The sequence below is a fragment of the Pseudomonas sp. Os17 genome (assembly GCF_001547895.1).
Taxonomy (GTDB): domain Bacteria; phylum Pseudomonadota; class Gammaproteobacteria; order Pseudomonadales; family Pseudomonadaceae; genus Aquipseudomonas.
Window position 1 is genome coordinate 1,899,434 of record NZ_AP014627.1, and the last position, 22,222, is coordinate 1,921,655.

Sequence of the window (22,222 nt, forward strand, 5' to 3'; positions counted from 1 at the left end):
ACTACTGGCGCGGAGTTCGGGCGCAGGGTCGTAGGTGCGGGCTTGCCAGGCAAAGCGTATTTGAGGGGGGGAGGGAGTGCGGGGCTCTTCACCGGCAAACCGGGTACTGCGCTGTGTAGGGAGGGGAGGGCAGAAACAAATACGACCTCTGTTAGAGGCCGTATTCGGTGCAGCTAAGACGTGTGCGCAAGGCGGGTCTTATTTGCGGTCTTCCAGCTTGGTGATGTCGCGCGACTCGTAGCCGGTGTACAGCTGACGTGGACGGCCGATCTTGTAAGGGCTGGAGAGCATTTCTTTCCAGTGGGAGATCCAGCCGACGGTCCGCGCCAGGGCGAAGATCACGGTGAACATGCTGGTTGGAATGCCGATCGCCTTGAGGATGATCCCCGAGTAGAAGTCGACGTTCGGGTACAAGGAGCGTTCGATGAAGTACGGATCGGTCAGGGCGATCTCTTCCAGGCGCATCGCCAGTTCGAGCTGAGGATCGTTGTTGATGCCGAGCTCTTTCAGGACTTCGTCGCAGGTCTGCTTCATCACGGTGGCGCGCGGGTCGCGGTTTTTATACACGCGGTGACCGAAGCCCATGAGTTTGAACGGATCGTTCTTGTCCTTGGCCTTGGCGATGAACTTGTCGATGTTCGATACATCGCCAATTTCGTCGAGCATGGTCAGTACAGCTTCGTTGGCACCGCCGTGGGCAGGGCCCCAGAGCGCGGCGATACCGGCAGCGATACAGGCGAACGGGTTGGCGCCCGAAGAGCCGGCCAGGCGCACGGTGGAGGTCGAGGCGTTCTGTTCGTGGTCGGCGTGGAGGATGAAGATCCGGTCCATTGCCTTGGCCAGTACCGGGCTGATCGGTTTGATCTCGCACGGGGTGTTGAACATCATGTGCAGGAAGTTTTCCGCGTACGACAGGTCGTTGCGCGGATACATCATCGGCTGGCCCATGGAGTACTTGTAAACCATCGCAGCCAGGGTCGGCATCTTGGCGACCAGGCGCACGGCGGAAATTTCGCGGTGCTGCGGGTTATTGATGTCCAGGGAGTCGTGGTAGAACGCCGACAGGGCGCCGACTACGCCACACATCACCGCCATCGGGTGAGCGTCGCGGCGGAAGCCGTTGAAGAAGCTCTTCAGCTGCTCGTGAACCATGGTGTGGTTCTTTACGGTGCTGACGAACTGAGCCTTTTGTTCGGCGGTGGGCAGTTCACCGTTGAGCAGCAGGTAGCAGGTTTCCAGATAGTCCGACTTTTCAGCCAGTTGTTCGATCGGGTAGCCGCGATGCAGCAGAATGCCGTTGTCGCCGTCGATGTAGGTGATTTTCGACTCGCAGGAGGCGGTCGACATGAAACCCGGGTCAAAAGTGAAGCGGCCCGTGGCCGTCAGGCCCCGAACATCGATTACATCGGGACCAACGGTGCCGGTTAAAATGGGCAGCTCGACGGGGGCTGCGCCCTCGATGATCAACTGCGCTTTTTTGTCAGCCATGTGGCCTCCTATTTATGCTTGAAATCATCAGACAGACCCCCCACGCAGGGCCCGCACCACTATAGTGAGATAAATCTGAATGTCAATTTGCCTAAAGTCTTGTCCCAGAAGGCTTTGGGAGGGATTTTTTAGCGAAATTCACCGCCATTTACGCCTTTTATATGGCTAACGCAATCAGCTATTAGGGGAAGGCGTTTGCGTTGTCATTAGTAGCCTAACTGTCTATACTCGGCCACCGACCTCCGTAGGCTTCTGGGCCCGCTTTATTGGGGGTCGCACTCCCTGGGTAGTGGTTACCTGACCAGTGCACTCCCCAACAACTTTGCCCTGATTGTTAGGGGCTCTTCAGTGTGAAAAAAAGCCGTGAATAGCCAACGACCTGTAAACCTAGACCTAAGGACCATCAAACTCCCCATCACCGGCGTTACGTCGTTTCTTCACCGTGTTTCCGGCATCATCCTCTTCCTGGGCATCGGCATCATGCTTTATGCATTGAGCAAATCCCTGGGTTCCGAGGAAGGCTATGCCGAGGTGAAGGCGTGCTTGACCAGTCCGCTGGCCAAATTCGTTGCATGGGGCCTCCTGTCCGCCTTGCTGTATCACTTGGTGGCCGGTGTACGCCATCTGATTATGGACATGGGCATCGGTGAGACGCTGGAAGGCGGCAAGCTGGGCTCGAAAATCGTTATCGCCGTATCCGTGGTGGTAATCGTTCTGGCGGGAGTTTGGATATGGTAACCAGCGTTACGAACCTGTCGCGTTCGGGCCTTTATGACTGGATGGCACAACGTGTGTCTGCGGTCGTTCTCGCGGCTTATTTCATTTTCCTGATCGGATACCTCGTAGCGAATCCGGGCATTGACTACACCCAGTGGCATGGCCTGTTCGCAAACAACTGGATGCGTATCTTCAGTCTGCTGGCCATGGTGGCCCTGGGCGCTCACGCCTGGGTCGGCATGTGGACCATCTCGACTGACTACCTGACGCCGATGGCGCTGGGCAAGTCGGCGACAGCAGTGCGTTTCCTTTTCCAGGCAGTATGCGGCGTCGCGATGTTCGCTTACTTCGTCTGGGGTGTGCAGATTCTCTGGGGTATCTGATTCATGGCTAACATTCCAACCATTTCTTTCGACGCCATCATCATTGGCGGCGGCGGCGCCGGCATGCGTGCCGCACTGCAGCTGGCCCAGGGTGGCCACAAGACTGCCGTGATCACCAAGGTGTTCCCGACCCGTTCGCACACTGTGTCTGCCCAGGGCGGCATCACCTGCGCGATCGCCTCGGCGGACCCGAACGATGACTGGCGCTGGCACATGTACGATACCGTCAAGGGTTCCGACTACATCGGTGACCAGGACGCTATCGAATACATGTGTCAGGAAGGCCCGGCTGCGGTCTTCGAACTGGACCACATGGGTCTGCCGTTCTCCCGTACCGAAACCGGTCGTATCTACCAGCGTCCTTTCGGCGGTCAGTCCAAGGACTACGGCAAGGGCGGCCAGGCGGCTCGTACCTGCGCAGCTTCCGACCGTACCGGTCACGCGCTGCTGCACACCCTTTATCAGGGCAACCTGAAAGCCGGTACCACCTTCCTCAACGAGTGGTACGCAGTCGATCTGGTGAAGAACCAGGATGGCGCCTTTGTTGGCGTGATCGCTATCTGCATCGAAACCGGCGAAACCACCTACATCCGCTCCAAGGCCACCGTTCTGGCTACCGGCGGTGCAGGTCGTATCTACGCTTCCACCACCAACGCCCTGATCAACACCGGTGACGGTGTAGGCATGGCGCTGCGTGCCGGCGTTCCGGTGCAAGACATCGAAATGTGGCAGTTCCACCCGACCGGCATCGCCGGCGCCGGTGTACTGGTAACCGAAGGTTGCCGTGGTGAAGGTGGCTACCTGATCAACAAGCACGGCGAGCGTTTCATGGAGCGTTATGCTCCGAACGCCAAAGACCTGGCTGGTCGCGACGTTGTAGCGCGCTCCATGGTCAAGGAAATCATCGCCGGCAACGGCTGTGGCCCGAATGGCGACCACGTGATGCTCAAGCTCGATCACCTGGGCGAGGAAGTGCTGCACAGTCGCCTGCCTGGCATCTGCGAGCTGTCCAAGACCTTCGCCCACGTTGACCCGGTGGTTGCTCCGGTTCCGGTCGTTCCAACCTGCCACTACATGATGGGCGGCGTTGCCACCAACATTCATGGTCAGGCGATCACTCAGAACGCTGCTGGCGAAGACACTATCATCCCTGGCCTGTTTGCAGTGGGTGAAGTGGCTTGCGTATCGGTACACGGTGCCAACCGTCTGGGCGGCAACTCGCTGCTGGACCTGGTGGTGTTCGGTCGTGCAGCTGGCCTGCACCTGGAAAAAGCGCTGTCCGACGGTATCGAATACCGCGACGCCAGCGACACCGACGTCGACGTAGCCCTGAACCGCCTGGCCAAGCTCAACGAGCGCACCACCGGTGAAGACGTTGCAACCCTGCGTCGCGAGCTGCAGAGCTGCATGCAGAACTACTTCGGTGTATTCCGTACTGGCGAATACATGCAGAAGGGTATCGCCCAGCTGGCCGATCTGCGCGAGCGTATCGCCAACGTCAAGATCAACGACAAGTCTCAGGCTTTCAACACTGCACGTATCGAAGCACTTGAGCTGCAGAACCTGCTGGAAGTGGCTGAAGCCACCGCCATCGCTGCCGAAGTGCGTAAAGAGTCCCGCGGCGCTCACGCCCGTGAAGACTTTGAAGACCGTGACGACGAAAACTGGCTGTGCCACACCCTGTACTTCCCGGGTGAGAAGCGCGTTGCCAAGCGTGCGGTCAACTTCTCGCCGAAGACTGTTCCGACTTTTGAACCAAAAGTCCGGACTTACTAAAGGGTGATCGATATGTTGCAAGTTGAAGTTTATCGTTACAACCCAGACACCGACTCGGCTCCGAAAACCCAGGTTTTCCAGGTCGACACCGGTGGCAAGGACCTGATGGTGCTGGACGTGCTGGCGCTGATCAAAGAGCAGGACGAGGGTTTCTCCTACCGTCGTTCCTGCCGTGAAGGCGTTTGCGGTTCCGATGGCATGAACATCAACGGCAAGAACGGCCTGGCGTGCATCACGCCGCTGTCTGCCGTGGTCAAGAAGAACAAGCTGGTTATTCGTCCGCTGCCAGGTCTGCCGGTTATCCGTGACCTGGTCGTCGATATGAGCATCTTCTACAAGCAATACGAGAAGGTGAAACCATTCCTGCAGAACGATACGCCGGCTCCGGCCATCGAGCGTCTGCAGTCCCCGGAAGAGCGCGAGAAGCTCGACGGTCTGTACGAGTGCATCCTGTGCGCTTGCTGCTCGACCTCTTGCCCGTCCTTCTGGTGGAACCCGGACAAGTTCCTGGGTCCAGCTGCCCTGCTGCAAGCCTACCGCTTCCTGGCAGACAGCCGTGACACCAAGACATCCGAGCGTCTGGCTTCTCTGGACGACCCGTTCAGCGTATTCCGCTGCCGGGGGATCATGAACTGCGTCAACGTATGTCCCAAAGGCCTGAACCCGACTAAGGCCATCGGTCACATTCGTAACATGCTGCTGCAGAGCGGCGTGTGATTCAGCTGTTGTACCCGTAGGACCGCTGTACCCGTAAAGGCCAAGGCGCGGGCTTCAACCCGCGTCATGGCTCTAACCTGAGCAGCAGCTCACAAAGTGGCTGCTCTTATTTTTGAAGAAATGAGACAAGCAGGGGCATCCGGGCTGGTACCCGGACTATCAGCGTGATCCTAAGTGGCTTGTTTTGGTCGCTGCATTCGGACTTCTGCAAGCTTGCTCGGTGTCTTCGCCGGTGGTGTTCCCCTAACCGAGGGTGACCAAGCATGCAAGAAAGCGTGATGCAGCGCATGTGGAACAGCGCCTACCTATCCGGTAGTAACGCTGCCTATGTGGAAGAGCTCTACGAGCTCTACCTGCACGACCCTAACGCTGTGCCAGAAGAGTGGCGCACTTACTTTCAGAAGTTGCCTACCGACGGCAGCACTGCCATCGATGTTTCGCACTCGACAATCCGCGATCATTTCGTCTTGCTGGCAAAGAACCAGCGCCGCGCCCAACCGGTATCCGCCGGCAGCGTGAGCAGTGAGCACGAGAAGAAGCAAGTTGAAGTGCTGCGATTGATCCAGGCCTATCGGATGCGTGGCCACCAGGCAGCCCAGCTTGACCCGCTGGGGCTGTGGCAGCGTCCTGCACCTGCAGACCTGTCGATCAATCATTACGGCTTGACCAATGCCGATCTTGATACGACCTTCCGTGCCGGCGACCTGTTCATCGGCAAAGAGGAAGCGAGCCTACGCGAAATTCACGAAGCGTTGCAGCAGACATATTGCCGCACCATCGGCGCTGAATTCACGCACATCACCGATTCCGAGCAGCGCCAGTGGTTCCAGCAGCGTCTGGAAAGCGTGCGCGGCCGTCCGACCTATTCCGCCGACATCAAGAGCCACCTGCTCGAGCGCGTCACCGCCGGCGAAGGCCTGGAAAAATACCTGGGTACCAAATACCCGGGCACCAAGCGTTTCGGCCTGGAAGGCGGCGAAAGCCTGATTCCGATGCTCGACGAGTTGATCCAGCGTTCCGGTTCCTACGGCACCAAGGAAGTCGTGATCGGCATGGCCCACCGTGGCCGCCTCAACGTGCTGGTCAACACCTTCGGCAAGAACCCGCGCGAGCTGTTCGACGAGTTCGAAGGCAAGAAGAAGGTCGAGCTGGGCTCCGGTGACGTCAAGTACCACCAGGGCTTCTCGTCCAACGTGATGACCACCGGTGGCGAAGTTCACCTGGCCATGGCGTTCAACCCGTCCCACCTGGAAATTGTTTCTCCGGTGGTCGAAGGTTCGGTGCGCGCTCGTCAGGACCGTCGCAACGACCAGACCGGTGACAAGGTTCTGCCGATCTCGATCCACGGTGACGCGGCATTTGCCGGTCAGGGCGTGGTGATGGAAACCTTCCAGATGTCCCAGACCCGCGGTTTCCGTACCGGCGGCACTGTGCACATCGTGATCAACAACCAGGTTGGTTTCACCATCAGCAACCCGCTGGACTCGCGTTCCACCGAGTACGCCACCGACGTTGCGAAGATGATCCAGGCGCCGATCCTCCATGTGAATGGTGATGATCCGGAAGCCGTGTTGTTCGTGACCCAGCTGGCCATCGACTACCGCATGCAGTACAAGCGCGATGTGGTGATCGACCTGGTCTGCTACCGTCGTCGCGGCCACAACGAGGCCGACGAGCCAAGCGGCACCCAGCCACTGATGTATCAGCAGATCACCAAGCAGCGCACCACCCGTGAGCTGTATGCCGATCGCCTGATCCAGAGCGGTGTGCTTGACGCAGAGCGTGTTCAGGCGAAAGTCGATGAGTACCGCAATGCGCTGGACAACGGTCTGCACGTAGTTAAGAGCCTGGTCAAGGAACCGAACAAAGAGTTGTTCGTGGACTGGCGCCCATACCTGGGCCACACCTGGACCGCGCGTCACGACACCACCTTCGATCTCAAGACCCTGCAGGAACTGTCCGCCAAGCTGCTGGAATTGCCAGAAGGCTTCGTGGTTCAGCGTCAGGTCGCGAAGATCTACGAAGACCGTCAGAAGATGCAAGCCGGCGGCCTGCCGATCAACTGGGGTTACGCTGAAACCATGGCGTACGCGACCCTGGCGTTTGAAGGTCACCCGATCCGCATGACCGGCCAGGACATCGGCCGCGGCACCTTCTCGCACCGCCACGCTGTTCTGCACAACCAGAAAGATGCCAGCACTTACGTGCCGCTCAAGCATCTGTTCGAAGGTCAGCCGCGCTTTGACCTGTACGACTCCTTCCTGTCGGAAGAGGCGGTACTGGCATTCGAATACGGCTACTCGACCACCACGCCGAACGCGCTGGTGATCTGGGAAGCCCAGTTCGGCGACTTCGCCAACGGTGCGCAAGTGGTGATCGACCAGTTCATCACCAGCGGCGAGCACAAGTGGGGCCGTCTCTGCGGTCTGACCATGCTGCTGCCTCACGGTTACGAAGGTCAGGGCCCCGAGCACTCCTCGGCGCGCCTGGAGCGTTACCTGCAGCTGTGCGCCGAGCACAACATTCAGGTGTGCATGCCGACCACGCCGGCACAGATCTACCACTTGCTGCGTCGCCAGGTGATCCGTCCTCTGCGCAAGCCGCTGGTGGTACTGACTCCGAAGTCGCTGCTGCGTCACAAGCTGGCCATCTCGACTCTGGAAGATCTGGCCGAAGGTTCGTTCCAGACCGTTATTCCGGAAATCGACGCACTGGACCCGAAAAAGGTCGAGCGCCTGATTCTGTGTAGCGGCAAGGTCTACTACGACCTGTTGGAAAAACGCCGTGCCGAAGGTCGTGAAGACATCGCCATCGTGCGTATCGAGCAGCTGTACCCGTTCCCTGAGGACGACCTGAACGAAGTCCTGGCTCCGTACACCAACCTCAAGCACGTGGTCTGGTGTCAGGAAGAGCCGATGAACCAGGGCGCCTGGTACTGCAGCCAGCACCACATGCGTCGCATCGTAGGCAATCACGACAAGTCGCTCGTACTCGAGTACGCCGGCCGTGACGCCTCTGCTGCGCCTGCTTGTGGCTACGCGTCGATGCACGCCGAGCAGCAGGAAAAACTGCTGCAAGATGCTTTCACTGTTTAACGCCTTCGCGCACCTGAAACCGAATTTAAGGAACCACAGATAATGGCTATCGAGATCAAAGCCCCCACTTTCCCGGAATCGGTTGCCGATGGCACCGTTGCCACCTGGCACAAGCAACCGGGCGAAGCCGTCAAGCGCGACGAGCTGATCGTCGACATCGAGACCGACAAGGTTGTGCTGGAAGTTCTGGCCACCGCTGACGGCGTGCTGGGCGCTATCGTCAAGAACGAAGGCGACACCGTTCTGTCCGACGAAGTTCTGGGCTCCATCGTTGAAGGCGGTGCCGCTACCGCTGCTCCTGCTGCCGCTGCTCCGGCCGCTGCCGCTGCTGCCCCGGCTGCCGCTGACGGCGAAGACGATCCAATCGCCGCTCCTGCCGCGCGCAAGCTGGCTGAAGAAAACGGCATCAACATCGCTTCCGTTGCCGGTACCGGCAAAGGTGGTCGTGTGACCAAGGAAGACGTAGTGGCTGCCGTTGCCGCCAAGAAAGCCGCTCCGGCTGCCGCGCCTGCCAAGGCTCCGGCCCCGGCTGCCGCTGCTCCGGTGTTCGCTGCCGGTGATCGCGTCGAGAAGCGCGTACCAATGACCCGTCTGCGTGCCAAGGTTGCCGAGCGTCTGGTTGAAGCCCAGTCGAACATGGCGATGCTGACCACCTTCAACGAAGTCGACATGACCGAAGTCATGGCCCTGCGTTCGAAGTACAAGGACCTGTTCGAGAAGTCCCACAACGGCGTGCGCCTGGGCTTCATGTCGTTCTTCGTCAAGGCCGCCACCGAAGCGCTGAAACGCTTCCCTGCGGTCAACGCCTCGATCGACGGTTCCGACATCGTTTACCACGGCTACGCCGACATCGGTGTTGCGGTCTCCAGCGACCGTGGCCTGGTGGTTCCGGTTCTGCGTAATGCCGAGCTGATGAGCCTGGCCGAAATCGAAGGCGGCATCGCCACCTTCGGCAAGAAGGCTCGCGACGGCAAGCTGTCGATGGAAGAAATGACCGGTGGTACTTTCACCATCACCAACGGTGGTACTTTCGGCTCGATGATGTCGACCCCGATCGTCAACCCACCGCAAGCCGCTATCCTGGGCATGCACAACATCCTGCAACGTCCTATGGCGATCAACGGTCAGGTAGTAATCCGTCCGATGATGTACCTGGCGCTGTCCTACGATCACCGTCTGATCGACGGTAAAGAAGCTGTGACATTCTTGGTAACCATCAAGAACCTGCTGGAAGACCCGGCGCGTCTGCTTCTGGACATCTAAAAAGCAGTTGCAAGCTGCAAGCGACAAGCTCCAAGCCCCCAGGGCGAGGGGCTTCAAGCTTGCGGCTTGCGGCTTCTAGCTTGCCGTTAAAAGGAACCTTTTTATGACTCAGAAATTCGACGTAGTAGTGATTGGCGCGGGCCCAGGCGGTTATGTAGCTGCAATCAAGGCAGCACAGCTTGGCCTGACGACTGCTTGCATCGAGAAGTACACCGATAAAGAGGGCAAGCTGGCCCTCGGCGGTACTTGCCTGAACGTCGGTTGCATTCCTTCCAAGGCGCTGCTGGACAGCTCCTGGAAATTCCACGAAGCGCAGGACGGTTTTGCCATCCACGGTATCCAGCACGCTGGCGTGACCATGGACGTGCCGGCCATGATCGGTCGCAAGGCCAACATCGTCAAAGGCCTGACCAGCGGTGTTGCCACCCTGTTCAAGGCCAACGGCGTCACTTCGATCCAGGGCCACGGCAAGCTGCTGGCTGGCAAGAAGGTCGAAGTCACCAAGCCGGACGGTTCGGTTGAAGTGATCGAAGCCGAAAACGTGATCCTGGCTCCAGGTTCGCGTCCGATCGACATTCCACCGGCTCCGGTCGATCAGAACGTCATCGTCGACTCCACCGGCGCCCTGGAATTCCAATCCGTTCCAAAACGTCTGGGCGTGATCGGCGCTGGCGTCATCGGCCTGGAGCTGGGTTCGGTCTGGTCGCGTCTGGGCGCGCAAGTGACTGTCCTCGAAGCACTGGACACCTTCCTGATGGCAGCTGACACCGCTGTTTCCAAGGAAGCGCTGAAAACCCTGACCAAACAGGGCCTGGACATCAAGCTGGGCGCTCGCGTGACCGGCTCCAAGGTCAACGGCGAAGAAGTCGTGGTGACCTACACCGACGCCAACGGCGAGCAGACCATCACTTTCGACAAGCTGATCGTTGCCGTTGGTCGCCGTCCGGTGACCACCGATCTGCTGGCTGCCGATTGCGGCGTGACTCTGGACGAGCGCGGCTTCGTGCACGTTGATGATCACTGCGCCACTACCGTACCGGGCGTCTACGCCATTGGTGACGTGGTGCGCGGCATGATGCTGGCTCACAAGGCCTCGGAAGAGGGCGTCATGGTCGCCGAGCGCATCAAGGGCCACAAGGCCCAGATGAACTATGACCTGATCCCTTCGGTTATCTATACTCACCCGGAAATTGCATGGGTCGGTAAAACCGAGCAGGCCTTGAAAGCTGAAGGCGTTGAAGTTAACGTCGGCACCTTCCCGTTTGCCGCCAGCGGCCGTGCCATGGCAGCCAACGACACCGGTGGTTTCGTCAAAGTCATCGCCGATGCCAAGACTGACCGCGTATTGGGCGTCCACGTGATTGGCCCAAGCGCTGCGGAACTGGTTCAGCAAGGTGCGATCGGCATGGAATTCGGCACCAGCGCCGAAGACCTGGGCATGATGGTTTTCTCCCATCCGACCCTGTCCGAAGCCCTGCACGAAGCAGCTCTGGCTGTGAATGGCGGCGCCATCCACATTGCCAACCGCAAGAAACGCTAAGCAATAATAAGAAACCACGGCGGTTGGCCCGTCGTGAGCCTTGTGCGCAAGACTCACCGCGGAATATCCGCTGGACTCGACCTCTTGAGGTAGCGCCACACACTGGATCGGGGCCCAGGCTCCGGGTTCAGGGTGTGGCGCTGGTTTGAGAGTAGCGGTCACAGGTGGTGCGGCACTCAATATTGAGCGCAGCGCCGAATGCGCAGTACCTAACGAAGACGGTAAAAAGCATGAATCTTCACGAGTATCAGGGTAAGCAGCTGTTCGCTGAATACGGCCTGCCAGTATCCAAAGGCTACGCGGTAGACACCCCGGAAGAAGCAGCAGAAGCTTGCGACAAAATCGGCGGCTCCGAGTGGGTTGTCAAAGCCCAGGTTCACGCCGGTGGTCGCGGTAAAGCGGGCGGCGTTAAGCTGGTTCGCAGCAAAGAAGACGCTAAGGCATTCGCTCAGCAGTGGTTGGGCAAGCGTCTGGTGACCTATCAGACTGACGCCAATGGCCAGCCTGTCACCAAGATCCTGGTTGAATCGTGCACTGATATCGCTAAAGAGCTGTACCTGGGCGCTGTCGTTGACCGTTCGAGCCGTCGCATCGTGTTCATGGCTTCCACCGAAGGTGGCGTGGACATCGAGAAAATCGCTCACGACACTCCAGAAAAAATTCTGAAAGCCACTATCGATCCACTGGTTGGCGCTCAGCCATTCCAAGGTCGCGAGCTGGCTTTCCAACTGGGTCTGGAAGGCAAGCAAGTTGCCCAGTTCGCCAAGATCTTCGTGGGTCTGGCCAAACTGTTCCAGGATCACGATCTGGCCCTGTTGGAAGTGAACCCGCTGGTGATCAAGGCTGACGGCGATCTGCACTGCCTGGACGCCAAGATCAACATCGACGCCAACGCCATGTACCGTCAGCCTAAGCTGAAGACTTTCCACGATCCGTCGCAGGACGATCCGCGCGAAGCGCACGCTGCCAAGTTCGAACTGAACTACGTAGCCCTGGAAGGCAACATCGGCTGCATGGTCAACGGTGCCGGCCTGGCCATGGGTACCATGGACATCGTCAACCTGCACGGCGGTAAGCCAGCCAACTTCCTCGACGTGGGCGGTGGTGCTACCAAAGAGCGCGTGACCGAAGCCTTCAAGATCATTCTGTCCGACACCAACGTCGCTGCAGTACTGGTCAACATCTTCGGCGGCATCGTTCGCTGCGACATGATTGCCGAAGGCATCATCGGCGCCGTGAAAGAAGTCGGCGTGAAAATCCCGGTTGTTGTTCGCCTTGAAGGCAACAACGCGGAACTGGGCGCTAAAGTACTGGCAGAAAGCGGCTTGAACATCATCGCTGCTACCAGCCTGACCGACGCTGCTCAACAAGTTGTCAAAGCTGCGGAGGGCAAATAATGAGCGTCCTGATCAATAAAGACACCAAAGTTATCTGCCAGGGCATTACCGGTTCGCAAGGTAGTTTCCACACCCAGCAAGCCATCGAGTACGGCACCAAGATGGTTGGCGGCGTAACTCCAGGCAAAGGCGGCACCGAGCACCTGGGCCTGCCAGTGTTCAACACCGTGAAAGACGCTGTAGCGGCCACTGGCGCCACCGCCAGCGTGATCTACGTTCCAGCTCCTTTCTGCAAGGACTCGATCCTGGAAGCGGCTTTCGGCGGCATCAAGCTGATCGTCTGCATCACCGAAGGCATTCCTACCCTGGACATGCTGGACGCTAAAGTTAAGTGCGACGAGCTGGGCGTGACCCTGATCGGCCCTAACTGCCCAGGCGTGATCACTCCAGGCGAATGCAAGATCGGCATCATGCCAGGTCACATTCACTTGCCAGGCAAGGTCGGTATCGTTTCCCGTTCCGGCACCCTGACTTACGAAGCCGTCAAGCAGACCACTGACGCCGGTTTCGGTCAGTCCACCTGCGTCGGCATCGGTGGTGACCCGATCCCAGGCTCCAACTTCATCGACATCCTGAAGCTGTTCCAGGAAGACCCGAAGACCGAAGCGATCGTGATGATCGGCGAGATCGGCGGTTCGGCTGAAGAAGAAGCGGCTGCCTACATCAAGGCTCACGTGACCAAGCCGGTTGTTTCCTACATCGCTGGTGTGACTGCTCCTCCGGGCAAGCGCATGGGCCATGCTGGCGCAATCATCTCTGGCGGCAAAGGCACTGCAGACGAGAAATTCGCTGCACTGCAAGACGCAGGCGTGAAAACCGTGCGTTCGCTGGCAGACATCGGCAAGGCCCTGGCCGAGCTGACCGGTTGGGCTGTCAAGTAAGCCTCGCGCTTAGCTTGTAGTTCTTCCAGCAAAGGCCACCTTCGGGTGGCCTTTGTGCTTTCTGGCGCAAGCCGGTTTGCCGGCGAAAGGGCCTGTGCGCGGGGTGTTGTCCTTGGCGAGGCCGGCGCTGGCGGGCCTGCTCCGACACGAGCCGGCCCCTGGGCGAACCAGGCTCTGGGCAACGCAGGCGCCAGCTGAGTGGTGGCTGCGCGGGGGGATTCATTCCGGTGGAAAAATAGTTTCAAAAAGGCGACATCCCCATGTCGCATATCAGAAAATTCTCATTGCGCCGGTGCGTTCGTCTTACAGATTCGGTAGGCTAGCCGCCTCTTTATGCGTCTGCTGCCCACAAGGTATCGGCGCGCTAAACGGGTCAGTCTTATACGGACTGACAGCATTTCCCTCACCCATAAGGGAAATCCCTCTCTAAATTCCGATTCAGTAGTGTGGTATTTCCTTAATGAAAGTGTTGAAAGGCCAGGACATTCTGGCGCTCGGCTTCATGACTTTTGCCCTGTTCGTCGGGGCTGGCAACATCATTTTCCCACCCATCGTCGGCTTGCAGTCCGGACCTCATGTCTGGATGGCGGCGCTGGGCTTTCTGATCACTGCGGTGGGCCTGCCGGTGATCACCGTGGTTGCCCTGGCCAAGGTCGGTGGCGCCATGGATGCGTTGAGCAGCCCTATCGGTAAAGTCGCCGGCGGTCTGTTGGCGGCGGTCTGCTACCTGGCGGTTGGCCCGCTGTTCGCCACGCCGCGCACCGCCACTGTGTCCTTTGAAGTGGGCCTGGCACCCCTGACCGGCGAGAGCCCGCTGGCACTGTTCCTCTACAGTTCGGCGTATTTCCTGCTGGTGTTCTTCATCTCCCTGTATCCAGGTCGTCTGCTGGATACCGTTGGCCGTTTCCTGGCGCCGCTGAAGATCATCGCCCTGGCGGTGCTGGGGATCGCAGCGTTCGCCCTGCCGGCCGGCAGCATTGGCGATGCCACGCCCGAGTATGTCGCCGCACCGTTTTCCCAGGGCTTCATCAATGGCTACCTGACCATGGATACCCTGGGCGCCCTGGTGTTCGGCATCGTCATCGTCAATGCCATTCGCTCGCGCGGAGTCGAGTCGCCTCGACTGATCACCCGCTATGCGGTGATCGCCGGCCTGATCGCCGGGGTTGGCCTGGCGCTGGTGTACGTCAGTTTGTTCCGCCTCGGTTCGGGCAGCCATGAAGTGGCAGCCGGTGCCACCAACGGCGCAGCGGTACTGCATGCCTACGTGCAGCACACCTTCGGCTCCCTGGGCAGCGGTTTCCTCGCGGTGCTGATTTCCCTGGCGTGCCTGGTGACCGCCGTGGGTCTGACTTGCGCCTGTGCCGAGTACTTCAGCCGCGTAACGCCCTTGTCCTACAAGACGCTGGTCGTGATCCTCGCGGTTTTCTCGCTGTTGGTATCGAACCTTGGCCTGACCAAGCTCATCGCCTTCTCGATTCCGGTGCTGACCGCCATCTACCCGCCCTGCATTGCCCTGGTGGCCCTGAGCTTCTGCAAGGAGTTCTGGCAGGATCAGCGCCGCATCGTCGGTCCGGTGATGCTGGTGTCCTTTGTCTTCGGCCTGATCGATGCGCTCAAGGGCGCCGGCCTGGCCGATGGCCTGCCCAGCCAGCTGGCGCACCTGCCGTTGAGCGAGCAAGGCCTGGCCTGGCTGGTGCCTTCGGTGATCATCCTGGCGGTTGCCGTGATCTTCGACCGTATCCTGGGCAAGCCGGCCGAAGCGCTGGCTTGATCTGTCGGCAAGGGTTCAGGGTCGCCACAAGCGGCTCATGAGCATCCAGAACAATGCCCCGTATCGATCGATACGGGGCATTTTTTATGGGGCTCGTGCAGTGCCTTTTTCCTTTGCGTGGCGTCGAAGCTGTGTCCTCTGCCACGCCCTACAGGAATTTGCATGTCGTTCGTCCAAGCCAACCTGATCCATTTACTGGCCGCTTTGTGGTTCGTCATCTGCTGGGGCGGCTATACCCGTTATGCCACCTGGAAGGGACGGGACACCGCCTGCCTGGCCAGTGTCCTGCACCTGTATCGCGAAGACTGGATGCGCCGCATGCTGTTGCGTGACAACCGTATCGCCGACGCCAGTGTGATCGGCAACCTGGAACGCAACGCCTCGTTCTTCGCCTCCAGCACCCTGATCATTCTGGCGGGCATTCTTACCGTGCTTGGAGCCTCGGAACGCGCGGTGTCGCTCCTGGCGGACATTCCCATGGTCCAGCAGGCGTCCCAGGGTATGTCGGAGATTAAGCTGCTGTGTCTGGCGCTGGTGTTCGTCTACGCCTTCTTCACCTTCAGCTGGTGCATGCGCCAGTACAACTTCGCCGCCATTCTGGTGGGCTCGGCGCCAATGATCGGTGAGCGCCAGGTGTCCGAGCAGGAGCGCAAGGCTTTCGCTTCGCGGGCGGCACGGGTCATTTCCATGGCTGCCAACCAGTTCAACTTCGGCCTGCGCTCCTATTACTTCGGCATGAGCATGCTGGCCTGGTTTGTCAGCCCCTGGCTGTTCATGGTGATGAGCGCGGGGGTGGTGCTGGTGCTTTATCGTCGCGAGTTTCATTCCGACGTGCTGGATGTGATGGTCTATACCCCTACGGAGGCGCCATTGCCCGAGACAAACAAGGAGCTAGGCTGATGAGTACTTCGTTCTGGTGCGTGTTTATCAGTGCGTTGCTGATTTTCATTGCGCGCATTCCGGTGGCCAAGGCCATGAAAGAGCAGGGCGGTTACAACAACCATCTGCCACGTCAGCAACAGGCCCAACTGACCGGGCTGGGCGCGCGGGCCCTGGCGGCGCATCAGAACAGTTTCGAGGCCTTCATGCTGTTTGCGGTCGGGGTGCTGATGGCCCATGTCACCCAGACTCAAGGCTGGTTGATCGACGTTCTGGCCATCACCTTTGTGATTGCCCGGGTCTTCTATCTGGCGTGCTATCTGGCGGATTTGACCTGGCAGCGAAGTCTGTTCTGGGCGGTGGGAATCTTGTGTTCCTTGTTGTTGATGCTTAGTCCAACTTTTCGCTGGTTGCTGATCTAGTCATTTCTTTCGGACACAATAAAGCCCGCACTTGGCGGGCTTTATTTATATCTTGCGCTAAAACCGAGTTAGTTGGTTTTAGGGGCTGCTTCCTTGGCGCTTTCTTCGGCTGCGGCCTTGTTGGATTCAGCCTGGTCTTTGGCAGCTTCGGCGTTTTCCTTGGCAGCTTCGTTCACTTTATCCTGAGCTTCGTTCATTTTTTGTTGAGCTTGCTCAGCGTGTTGGTTGGCATCTTGAGCTTTGTCCTCGGATTTTTTGTCACAGGCAGCCAGACCGAGGGAAGCGGTCAGCATCAGGGCAATAGCTAAAGTCTTACGCATGGGGTGTTTCTCCTTAGTGAAGATATCTACTGGCCTTTCGATCATGGTCTTGTGATTTAAGTTCCTTGGGGTTCCTAGATATATTAAGTATTTGTTCTACGGAACTTTTATCGCCCTGGCCAACCATCGATTCCTGACACTAACAAGAGAGATAACCCATGGCGCAGAATCCTGTTTTCGAGCGTGCATTGCGCTTTCTTTCCGCCTTGCGACACTGCCAGGTGCTGGGCATCAGCGTGCATAGCGCATCAGCGCAGGGCATGACCCTGACCTTGCCCTACAGCCCGCAGATCGTCGGCGATCCCCACACTGGAATCATCCACGGTGGCGCCCTGACCACCCTCATGGACACGGCCTGTGGCATGGCCACGTTGTGCGTGCTGCCGGAGTTCGAGGTTTGCCCGACCCTGGACCTGCGCATCGACTACATGCACCCGGCGGTGCCTCATCACGACGTGCATGGTTTTGCCCAGTGCTACCGGGTCACCACCGATGTGATCTTTACCCGCGGTTTTGCCTATCAGGACGATCCGCAGCGCCCGGTAGCCCATGTGGTCGGTACGTTCATGCGCATGGGCAAGGGCCTCAAGGGCACCCCGGGTTTTGCCACGGCCCTCAAGGGAGCGCGTCCATGAGCGAAGATCTCAAGGTGTTGCTGGAGCAGGCTCACCAACAGGGCGACTACGGTCCCTTGCTGCAGAAGATTCCCTACGCCGCCCTGATCGGCATCGAATGCTCGCGGCTGGGGGACGAGTTGCTGTTTCGCTTGCCGGCCAACAAGGACAACATCGGCAATCCCTTGCTGCCGGCGCTGCATGGCGGAGTGATCGCCGGTTTCATGGAATTGGCGGCGGCTGTGCATCTGTTGATCTTTACCGGCGCTCCCGGGGTGCCGAAGATCATCGATTTTTCCCTGGATTACCTGCGTGCCGGGCAGTTTCGCGACACCTTTGCCCGCTGCCAGGTCTGGCGTCAGGGGCGGCGCGTGGCCAACGTCGCGATCACCGCCTGGCAGAGCACCGCCGACGAGCCGATTGCCACCGCCCGTGCACATTTCAAGATCGAAGAGGCACCCGCCCCTTGAAATCCGGCGAGCTACCCCCACTTCCATGTCATCCCGCCGTTCTCCGCTTCCGGAGCGCGACCACAGCCATCTGATTGGAGTTTGATGACCATGAGTGTGGAAACTCAAAAGGAAACCCTGGGCTTCCAGACCGAGGTGAAGCAACTGCTGCACCTCATGATCCATTCGTTGTATTCCAATAAGGAAATCTTCCTTCGCGAATTGATCTCGAACGCCTCTGACGCCGTCGACAAATTGCGTTTCGAAGCCCTGTCCAAGCCCGAGTTGCTGGAAGGTGGCGCCGAACTGAAAATCCGTGTGAGCTTCGACAAGGACGCCAAGACCGTCACCCTCGAAGACAACGGTATCGGCATGAGCCGTGAAGATGTCATCACTCACCTGGGGACCATCGCCAAGTCCGGCACCGCCGACTTCATGAAAAACCTCACCGGCGACCAGAAGAAGGACTCGCACCTGATCGGTCAGTTCGGCGTGGGCTTCTACTCCGCATTCATCGTTGCCGATCAGGTCGAAGTGTTCAGCCGCCGTGCCGGCCTGCCGGCCAGCGAGGGCGTGCACTGGTCGTCCAAGGGCGAAGGCGAGTTCGAGGTTGCGACCATCGACAAGGCCGAACGCGGCACCCGTATCGTCCTGCACCTGAAGTCCGGTGAAGACGAATTCGCCGATGGCTGGCGCCTGCGCAACATCATCAAGAAGTATTCCGACCACATCGCCTTGCCGATCGAGCTGCCCAAAGAAGCCGCTGCCGCCGAAGGCGAAGAGAAACCGGCGCTGGAGTGGGAAACCGTCAACCGCGCCAGTGCCCTGTGGACCCGTCCGCGTACCGAGATCAAGGACGAGGAATACCAGGAGTTCTACAAGCACATCGCCCATGACTTCGAGAACCCGCTGAGCTGGAGCCACAACAAGGTTGAAGGCAAGCTGGAATACAGCTCGCTGCTCTACGTGCCGGCTCGTGCACCGTTCGACCTGTACCAGCGTGAAGCGCCGAAGGGCCTCAAGCTCTACGTACAGCGCGTGTTCGTCATGGATCAGGCCGAGTCCTTCCTGCCGCTGTACCTGCGCTTCATCAAGGGCGTGGTGGACTCCAACGACCTGTCGCTGAACGTCTCGCGGGAAATCCTGCAGAAAGACCCGATCATCGATTCGATGAAGTCGGCGCTGACCAAGCGCGTGCTGGACATGCTGGAAAAACTGGCGAAGAACGAGCCTGAGCAATACAAGGGCTTCTGGAAGAACTTTGGCCAGGTGATGAAGGAAGGCCCGGCCGAAGACTTCGCCAACAAGGAAAAGATCGCCGGCCTGCTGCGCTTCGCTTCCACTCAGGGCGACGACGGCGAGCAGACCGTGTCCCTGGCCGACTACCTGGCTCGCGCCAAGGAAGGTCAGGACAAGATCTACTTCCTCACCGGCGAATCCTACGCCCAGGTCAAGAACAGCCCGCACCTGGAAGTCTTCCGCAAGAAAGGCATCGAAGTGCTGCTGCTCACCGACCGCATCGACGAGTGGCTGATGAGCTACCTCAATGAGTTCGACGGCAAGAGCTTTGTCGACGTGGCTCGTGGCGACCTGGACCTGGGCAACCTGGACTCGGAAGAGGACAAGAAGGCTGCCGAGGAAGTCGCCAAGACCAAGGAAGGCCTGGTTGAGCGGATCAAGACCGCGCTGGGCGAGAGCGTCAGCGAAGTGCGGGTTTCCCACCGCCTGACCGACTCCCCGGCGATCCTGGCCATCGGCGAGCAGGACCTGGGGCTGCAGATGCGTCAGATCCTCGAAGCCAGCGGGCAGAAGGTTCCGGATTCCAAGCCGATCTTCGAATTCAACCCGACTCACCCGTTGATCGAGAAACTCGACGGCGAGCAGAACGAAGAGCGCTTTGGCGACCTGTCGCACATCCTCTTCGATCAAGCGGCCCTGGCGGCCGGCGACAGCTTGAAAGACCCGGCGGCCTATGTGCGCCGACTGAACAAGCTGCTGGTTGAACTGTCGGTTTAACCAGGTTGCAGGAAAAACCCGCTTCGGCGGGTTTTTTCATTCTGGTGTCCCCCTACTGGAGAAGATGAGTCATGAGTCAAATCACCGTGCGTTCCGTGGTCTATCAGATCGATGGCCAGCCCTATGAAGGCCTGCTGGCCTTTGATGCCGCCCATAAAGGCGCGCTCCCGGGGTTGCTGATGGCGCCGAACTGGATGGGTGTCAGCGCCGGCGCGCAGCAGCTCGCCGAGTCAGTGGCGGCCAAGGGGTATGTGGTGCTGATCGCCGACCTGTATGGCCAGTCGGTACGCCCCAGCGACGCCGATCAGGCCGGTGCGGCGATGATGCCCCTGAAGAATGACCGGGCGCTGTTGCGTCGGCGGATGCAGGCGGCCTTCAGCGCCCTGCAGAGCCAGGCCGAGGCCGCGGTGGACCTGTCCAGGCTGGCCACCTTCGGTTTCTGCTTTGGCGGCTGCTGCGCGCTGGAGCTGGCCCGCAGCGGGGCGCCAGTCAAGGCCGCGGCTTCCTTCCATGGCACCCTGGACACGCCAGATCCTGCGGATGCGCAGAACATCAAGGGCTCGGTGCTGGTGCTGCACGGTGCGGCCGATCCGCTGGTGGCCAAGGAACAACTGCCGGCCTTCGAGGCGGAGATGAATGCCGCAGGTGTTGACTGGCAACTGGTCAGCTACGGCGGCGCGGTGCATTCCTTCACCGATCCCCAGGCCAATGTCCCGGGCAAGATGATGTATGACGCCAAGACCTCGGCCCGGGCCTTCGCCACCCTGTACTACCTGCTGGACGAAGTGTTCCAGGGCTGACGGCATCCCCTGATCCGCCAGGAGCCGGCCTGCCGGCGATAGAGGGGCCTGTGGGCGATGCAAGGCCTGTGGGCCTGTTCGCCGACAAGCCGGCTCCTGCAGATCAGTGGCGGGAAGCGGGCAGTTCGATGCGCTCGCTTTCTCCCGGCACTTGCGGCCAGTCCCTGGCTGCCCAGCGTCCGCGTGCGGCCTCGATCAACAGCGGGTCGCTGGCGACAAAGTTCCAGTTGATCCGTCGCGGCCCGTCCAGAGGCGCACCGCCAAGCAGTACCGCATGGCAGTCGCTCTCGGCGAACAGCGTGGCGTTTTCTCCCTCCGGCAACACCACCAGCGAGTGCGGGGGCAATGGCTCGCCGTCCAGTTGTGCCTCGCCGTCCAGCACATACAGCGCGCGTTGCTGATGCTCGGTGGGAATCAGCAGGCTGGTGGCGGTCTGCAGGTGCAGTTCGGCATACAGGGTCGGGGAGAGCACCGGCACCGGCGACTCCAGGCAGAAGCCGCTGCCGGCGATCATGCGGATCGTGACCCCGAGGTTGTCACTCACCGGCAGTGTGGCCGCGGGGTGATGGCTGTAGTGCCCGGGTCCCTGTTCATGCTCCTTGGGCGAGGCCAGCCAGACCTGCAAGCCATGCAGGGTGAAAGCCTGGCTCAGCAAGGCCTCGGGCGTGCGCTCGACGTGGGCGATGGCACTGCCTGCGGTCATCCAGCTGACGTCCCCGGGGAGGACGATCTGGTCCGAGCCGAGGCTGTCCTTGTGGCGGATCTGTCCTGCGAACAGGTAGGTCAGCGTGGACAGACCGATATGCGGGTGCTGGCGGATGTTCATGCCTTTGCCGGCGGGGTAGGAGGTGCTCAGCATGTGGTCGAAGAATACGAAGGGGCCGACGCTGCGGCACTGTGCCGAAGGCAGGGGGCGGAGGATAGGCTGGCCTTCGACGTCCTCGACGCGGGGGCGGATCACTAGGGGTGAATTCATGGCGGATTCCAGGCTGACCGGGGGTATGCCCGCAAGCATAACCCCCGGATGCCAGCCTTGCCGCTACTGGCTGAAGGCGCCTTCGGACAGGTGAGTCTCGATGCTGACTTCACTGGTGGTCATCAGCTTGTGGATCGGGCAGCGGTCGGCCACCCGGTGCAACTCCTCACGCTGGGCGTCGGTGAGCACGCCCTTGAGGGTCAGTTTCACGTGCAGGGCGTACTTGCCTTGCTGTTCCTGGCTGTTGTCGTGCTTGAGCTCCACCGTGACGCCGGTGAGCGGGATGTTTTTCTTCTGTGCGTAGAGCTTGAGGGTCAGGGCCTTGCAGGCACCCAGGGCGGCATCGAAATAATCGTGGGGCTCGGGCGCGGTGCCTTCGCCACCGGCGTACTGGGGCAGGTCGGTGAACAACTGATGGTCGTCGACCTGGATGCTGTGGCGGAAACCTTCGCTGGACTCGGTATTGACGGTAATGGTCATGGCAAACCTCAGGCAGTGATGAATGTCGGATCGGGTGGTAAAGGTGCTGAAGTTATAGAGCATCGGCCGGCGCAGGCGTTCAGGTTTTTACTGGCGGTAGCCGATGGCCCGTTGGCACGCCGATGAATGTGCAAGCAGCGACGTCGCAGCGGGTTTCGAGGTGGAAGCTGTACTGTTTGATCGGAAAATGTCGATTTTCTGTGAGCTGAATCGTTTTACTCTGAGGTATCGAAGT

General features: G+C 59.7%; 20 protein-coding genes. 16 read left to right on the top strand and 4 right to left on the bottom strand.

Annotated features, from left to right (window positions below; translation table 11 throughout):
* Positions 1 to 198: 198 nt before the first annotated feature.
* Positions 199 to 1,488 (bottom strand): citrate synthase, encoded by a 1,290-nt coding sequence (gltA, locus tag POS17_RS08575; RefSeq protein ID WP_011060047.1) that lies wholly within the window; start codon positions 1,486 to 1,488, stop codon positions 199 to 201.
* Positions 1,489 to 1,851: 363 nt separating this feature from the next.
* Between gltA and sdhC the strand changes: the two genes are divergently transcribed.
* The 12 genes from sdhC to POS17_RS08635 all read left to right on the top strand — a co-directional run bounded on the left by sdhC (position 1,852) and on the right by POS17_RS08635 (position 16,332).
* Positions 1,852 to 2,226, top strand: coding sequence for a succinate dehydrogenase, cytochrome b556 subunit (gene sdhC / locus POS17_RS08580; protein ID WP_011060048.1), 375 nt, complete (start codon positions 1,852 to 1,854; stop codon positions 2,224 to 2,226).
* Positions 2,220 to 2,588, top strand: a complete 369-nt coding sequence (sdhD, locus tag POS17_RS08585; RefSeq protein WP_011060049.1) for a succinate dehydrogenase, hydrophobic membrane anchor protein — start codon at positions 2,220 to 2,222, stop codon at positions 2,586 to 2,588. Before sdhC ends, sdhD begins: the two co-directional genes overlap by 7 nt.
* Before the next feature lie 3 nt (positions 2,589 to 2,591).
* Entirely contained in the window at positions 2,592 to 4,364 is a 1,773-nt protein-coding gene (sdhA, locus tag POS17_RS08590; protein WP_060838188.1) for a succinate dehydrogenase flavoprotein subunit, read from the top strand.
* A gap of 12 nt (positions 4,365 to 4,376) precedes the next feature.
* Positions 4,377 to 5,081, top strand: a complete 705-nt coding sequence (locus POS17_RS08595; protein ID WP_022643104.1) for a succinate dehydrogenase iron-sulfur subunit — start codon at positions 4,377 to 4,379, stop codon at positions 5,079 to 5,081.
* A gap of 263 nt (positions 5,082 to 5,344) precedes the next feature.
* The gene (locus tag POS17_RS08600) at positions 5,345 to 8,176 is read left to right on the top strand and encodes a 2-oxoglutarate dehydrogenase E1 component (RefSeq protein ID WP_016968088.1); all 2,832 of its coding nucleotides are present in this window, start codon (positions 5,345 to 5,347) and stop codon (positions 8,174 to 8,176) included.
* A 42-nt stretch (positions 8,177 to 8,218) separates the two neighbouring features.
* Positions 8,219 to 9,439, top strand: coding sequence for a 2-oxoglutarate dehydrogenase complex dihydrolipoyllysine-residue succinyltransferase (gene odhB, locus POS17_RS08605; RefSeq protein ID WP_060838189.1), 1,221 nt, complete (start codon positions 8,219 to 8,221; stop codon positions 9,437 to 9,439).
* A 103-nt stretch (positions 9,440 to 9,542) separates the two neighbouring features.
* Positions 9,543 to 10,979: a dihydrolipoyl dehydrogenase gene (lpdA, locus tag POS17_RS08610; protein ID WP_060838190.1), complete on the top strand. Its 1,437-nt coding sequence runs from the start codon at positions 9,543 to 9,545 to the stop codon at positions 10,977 to 10,979.
* A gap of 230 nt (positions 10,980 to 11,209) precedes the next feature.
* Positions 11,210 to 12,376 carry an ADP-forming succinate--CoA ligase subunit beta gene (gene sucC, locus POS17_RS08615; RefSeq protein WP_009047768.1) on the top strand — a complete coding sequence of 389 codons (1,167 nt, stop codon included), beginning with the start codon at positions 11,210 to 11,212 and terminating at the stop codon, positions 12,374 to 12,376.
* On the top strand, positions 12,376 to 13,257 hold the full coding sequence (gene sucD / locus POS17_RS08620; protein ID WP_003223019.1) for a succinate--CoA ligase subunit alpha: 882 nt from the start codon (positions 12,376 to 12,378) through the stop codon (positions 13,255 to 13,257). Before sucC ends, sucD begins: the two co-directional genes overlap by 1 nt.
* Positions 13,258 to 13,717: 460 nt before the next feature.
* Positions 13,718 to 15,031 (top strand): branched-chain amino acid transport system II carrier protein, encoded by a 1,314-nt coding sequence (gene brnQ, locus POS17_RS08625; RefSeq protein ID WP_060838191.1) that lies wholly within the window; start codon positions 13,718 to 13,720, stop codon positions 15,029 to 15,031.
* A 162-nt stretch (positions 15,032 to 15,193) separates the two neighbouring features.
* Positions 15,194 to 15,931 carry a DUF599 domain-containing protein gene (locus tag POS17_RS08630; protein WP_060838192.1) on the top strand — a complete coding sequence of 246 codons (738 nt, stop codon included), beginning with the start codon at positions 15,194 to 15,196 and terminating at the stop codon, positions 15,929 to 15,931.
* Positions 15,931 to 16,332: an MAPEG family protein gene (locus tag POS17_RS08635; RefSeq protein WP_060838193.1), complete on the top strand. Its 402-nt coding sequence runs from the start codon at positions 15,931 to 15,933 to the stop codon at positions 16,330 to 16,332. The genes POS17_RS08630 and POS17_RS08635 overlap by 1 nt, the downstream gene beginning before the upstream one ends.
* A 68-nt stretch (positions 16,333 to 16,400) precedes the next feature.
* Here the strand turns inward: POS17_RS08635 and POS17_RS08640 are convergent, their stop codons facing one another.
* Entirely contained in the window at positions 16,401 to 16,652 is a 252-nt protein-coding gene (locus POS17_RS08640; RefSeq protein ID WP_016968094.1) for a hypothetical protein, read from the bottom strand.
* A gap of 158 nt (positions 16,653 to 16,810) precedes the next feature.
* Here POS17_RS08640 and POS17_RS08645 point away from each other — a divergent pair, with 158 nt between their 5' ends.
* The 4 genes from POS17_RS08645 to POS17_RS08660 all read left to right on the top strand — a co-directional run bounded on the left by POS17_RS08645 (position 16,811) and on the right by POS17_RS08660 (position 20,531).
* Positions 16,811 to 17,287, top strand: coding sequence for a PaaI family thioesterase (locus POS17_RS08645; RefSeq protein ID WP_060838194.1), 477 nt, complete (start codon positions 16,811 to 16,813; stop codon positions 17,285 to 17,287).
* Positions 17,284 to 17,736, top strand: coding sequence for a PaaI family thioesterase (locus POS17_RS08650; RefSeq protein WP_060838195.1), 453 nt, complete (start codon positions 17,284 to 17,286; stop codon positions 17,734 to 17,736). The genes POS17_RS08645 and POS17_RS08650 overlap by 4 nt, the downstream gene beginning before the upstream one ends.
* A 90-nt stretch (positions 17,737 to 17,826) precedes the next feature.
* Positions 17,827 to 19,731, top strand: a complete 1,905-nt coding sequence (gene htpG / locus POS17_RS08655; protein ID WP_060841901.1) for a molecular chaperone HtpG — start codon at positions 17,827 to 17,829, stop codon at positions 19,729 to 19,731.
* Positions 19,732 to 19,802: 71 nt separating this feature from the next.
* A complete protein-coding gene (locus tag POS17_RS08660; protein ID WP_060838196.1) occupies positions 19,803 to 20,531 on the top strand; it encodes a dienelactone hydrolase family protein in 729 nt (242 codons plus the stop codon).
* A 103-nt stretch (positions 20,532 to 20,634) separates the two neighbouring features.
* Here POS17_RS08660 and POS17_RS08665 read toward each other — a convergent pair whose 3' ends face one another.
* Both POS17_RS08665 and POS17_RS08670 read right to left on the bottom strand, forming a co-directional pair.
* Positions 20,635 to 21,507, bottom strand: a complete 873-nt coding sequence (locus POS17_RS08665; RefSeq protein WP_060838197.1) for a pirin family protein — start codon at positions 21,505 to 21,507, stop codon at positions 20,635 to 20,637.
* Between the two features lie 63 nt (positions 21,508 to 21,570).
* The gene (locus POS17_RS08670; protein WP_042942143.1) at positions 21,571 to 21,987 is read right to left on the bottom strand and encodes an OsmC family protein; all 417 of its coding nucleotides are present in this window, start codon (positions 21,985 to 21,987) and stop codon (positions 21,571 to 21,573) included.
* Between the last annotated feature and the right edge of the window lie 235 nt (positions 21,988 to 22,222).

Excerpts from the sequence above, each read along its gene's own strand:
- POS17_RS08600 (WP_016968088.1), top strand. The coding sequence starts at position 5,345 with ATGCAAGAAAGCGTGATGCAGCGCATGTGGAACAGCGCCTACCTATCC.
- sdhA (WP_060838188.1), top strand. The coding sequence starts at position 2,592 with ATGGCTAACATTCCAACCATTTCTTTCGACGCCATCATCATTGGCGGC.
- odhB (WP_060838189.1), top strand. The coding sequence starts at position 8,219 with ATGGCTATCGAGATCAAAGCCCCCACTTTCCCGGAATCGGTTGCCGAT.
- brnQ (WP_060838191.1), top strand. The coding sequence starts at position 13,718 with ATGAAAGTGTTGAAAGGCCAGGACATTCTGGCGCTCGGCTTCATGACT.
- sucC (WP_009047768.1), top strand. The coding sequence starts at position 11,210 with ATGAATCTTCACGAGTATCAGGGTAAGCAGCTGTTCGCTGAATACGGC.
- POS17_RS08670 (WP_042942143.1), bottom strand. The coding sequence starts at position 21,987 with ATGACCATTACCGTCAATACCGAGTCCAGCGAAGGTTTCCGCCACAGC.
- POS17_RS08630 (WP_060838192.1), top strand. The coding sequence starts at position 15,194 with ATGTCGTTCGTCCAAGCCAACCTGATCCATTTACTGGCCGCTTTGTGG.
- POS17_RS08645 (WP_060838194.1), top strand. The coding sequence starts at position 16,811 with ATGGCGCAGAATCCTGTTTTCGAGCGTGCATTGCGCTTTCTTTCCGCC.
- POS17_RS08640 (WP_016968094.1), bottom strand. The coding sequence starts at position 16,652 with ATGCGTAAGACTTTAGCTATTGCCCTGATGCTGACCGCTTCCCTCGGT.
- POS17_RS08660 (WP_060838196.1), top strand. The coding sequence starts at position 19,803 with ATGAGTCAAATCACCGTGCGTTCCGTGGTCTATCAGATCGATGGCCAG.
- lpdA (WP_060838190.1), top strand. The coding sequence starts at position 9,543 with ATGACTCAGAAATTCGACGTAGTAGTGATTGGCGCGGGCCCAGGCGGT.
- POS17_RS08650 (WP_060838195.1), top strand. The coding sequence starts at position 17,284 with ATGAGCGAAGATCTCAAGGTGTTGCTGGAGCAGGCTCACCAACAGGGC.
- sucD (WP_003223019.1), top strand. The coding sequence starts at position 12,376 with ATGAGCGTCCTGATCAATAAAGACACCAAAGTTATCTGCCAGGGCATT.
- POS17_RS08665 (WP_060838197.1), bottom strand. The coding sequence starts at position 21,507 with ATGAATTCACCCCTAGTGATCCGCCCCCGCGTCGAGGACGTCGAAGGC.
- sdhD (WP_011060049.1), top strand. The coding sequence starts at position 2,220 with ATGGTAACCAGCGTTACGAACCTGTCGCGTTCGGGCCTTTATGACTGG.
- gltA (WP_011060047.1), bottom strand. The coding sequence starts at position 1,488 with ATGGCTGACAAAAAAGCGCAGTTGATCATCGAGGGCGCAGCCCCCGTC.
- htpG (WP_060841901.1), top strand. The coding sequence starts at position 17,827 with ATGAGTGTGGAAACTCAAAAGGAAACCCTGGGCTTCCAGACCGAGGTG.
- POS17_RS08595 (WP_022643104.1), top strand. The coding sequence starts at position 4,377 with ATGTTGCAAGTTGAAGTTTATCGTTACAACCCAGACACCGACTCGGCT.
- POS17_RS08635 (WP_060838193.1), top strand. The coding sequence starts at position 15,931 with ATGAGTACTTCGTTCTGGTGCGTGTTTATCAGTGCGTTGCTGATTTTC.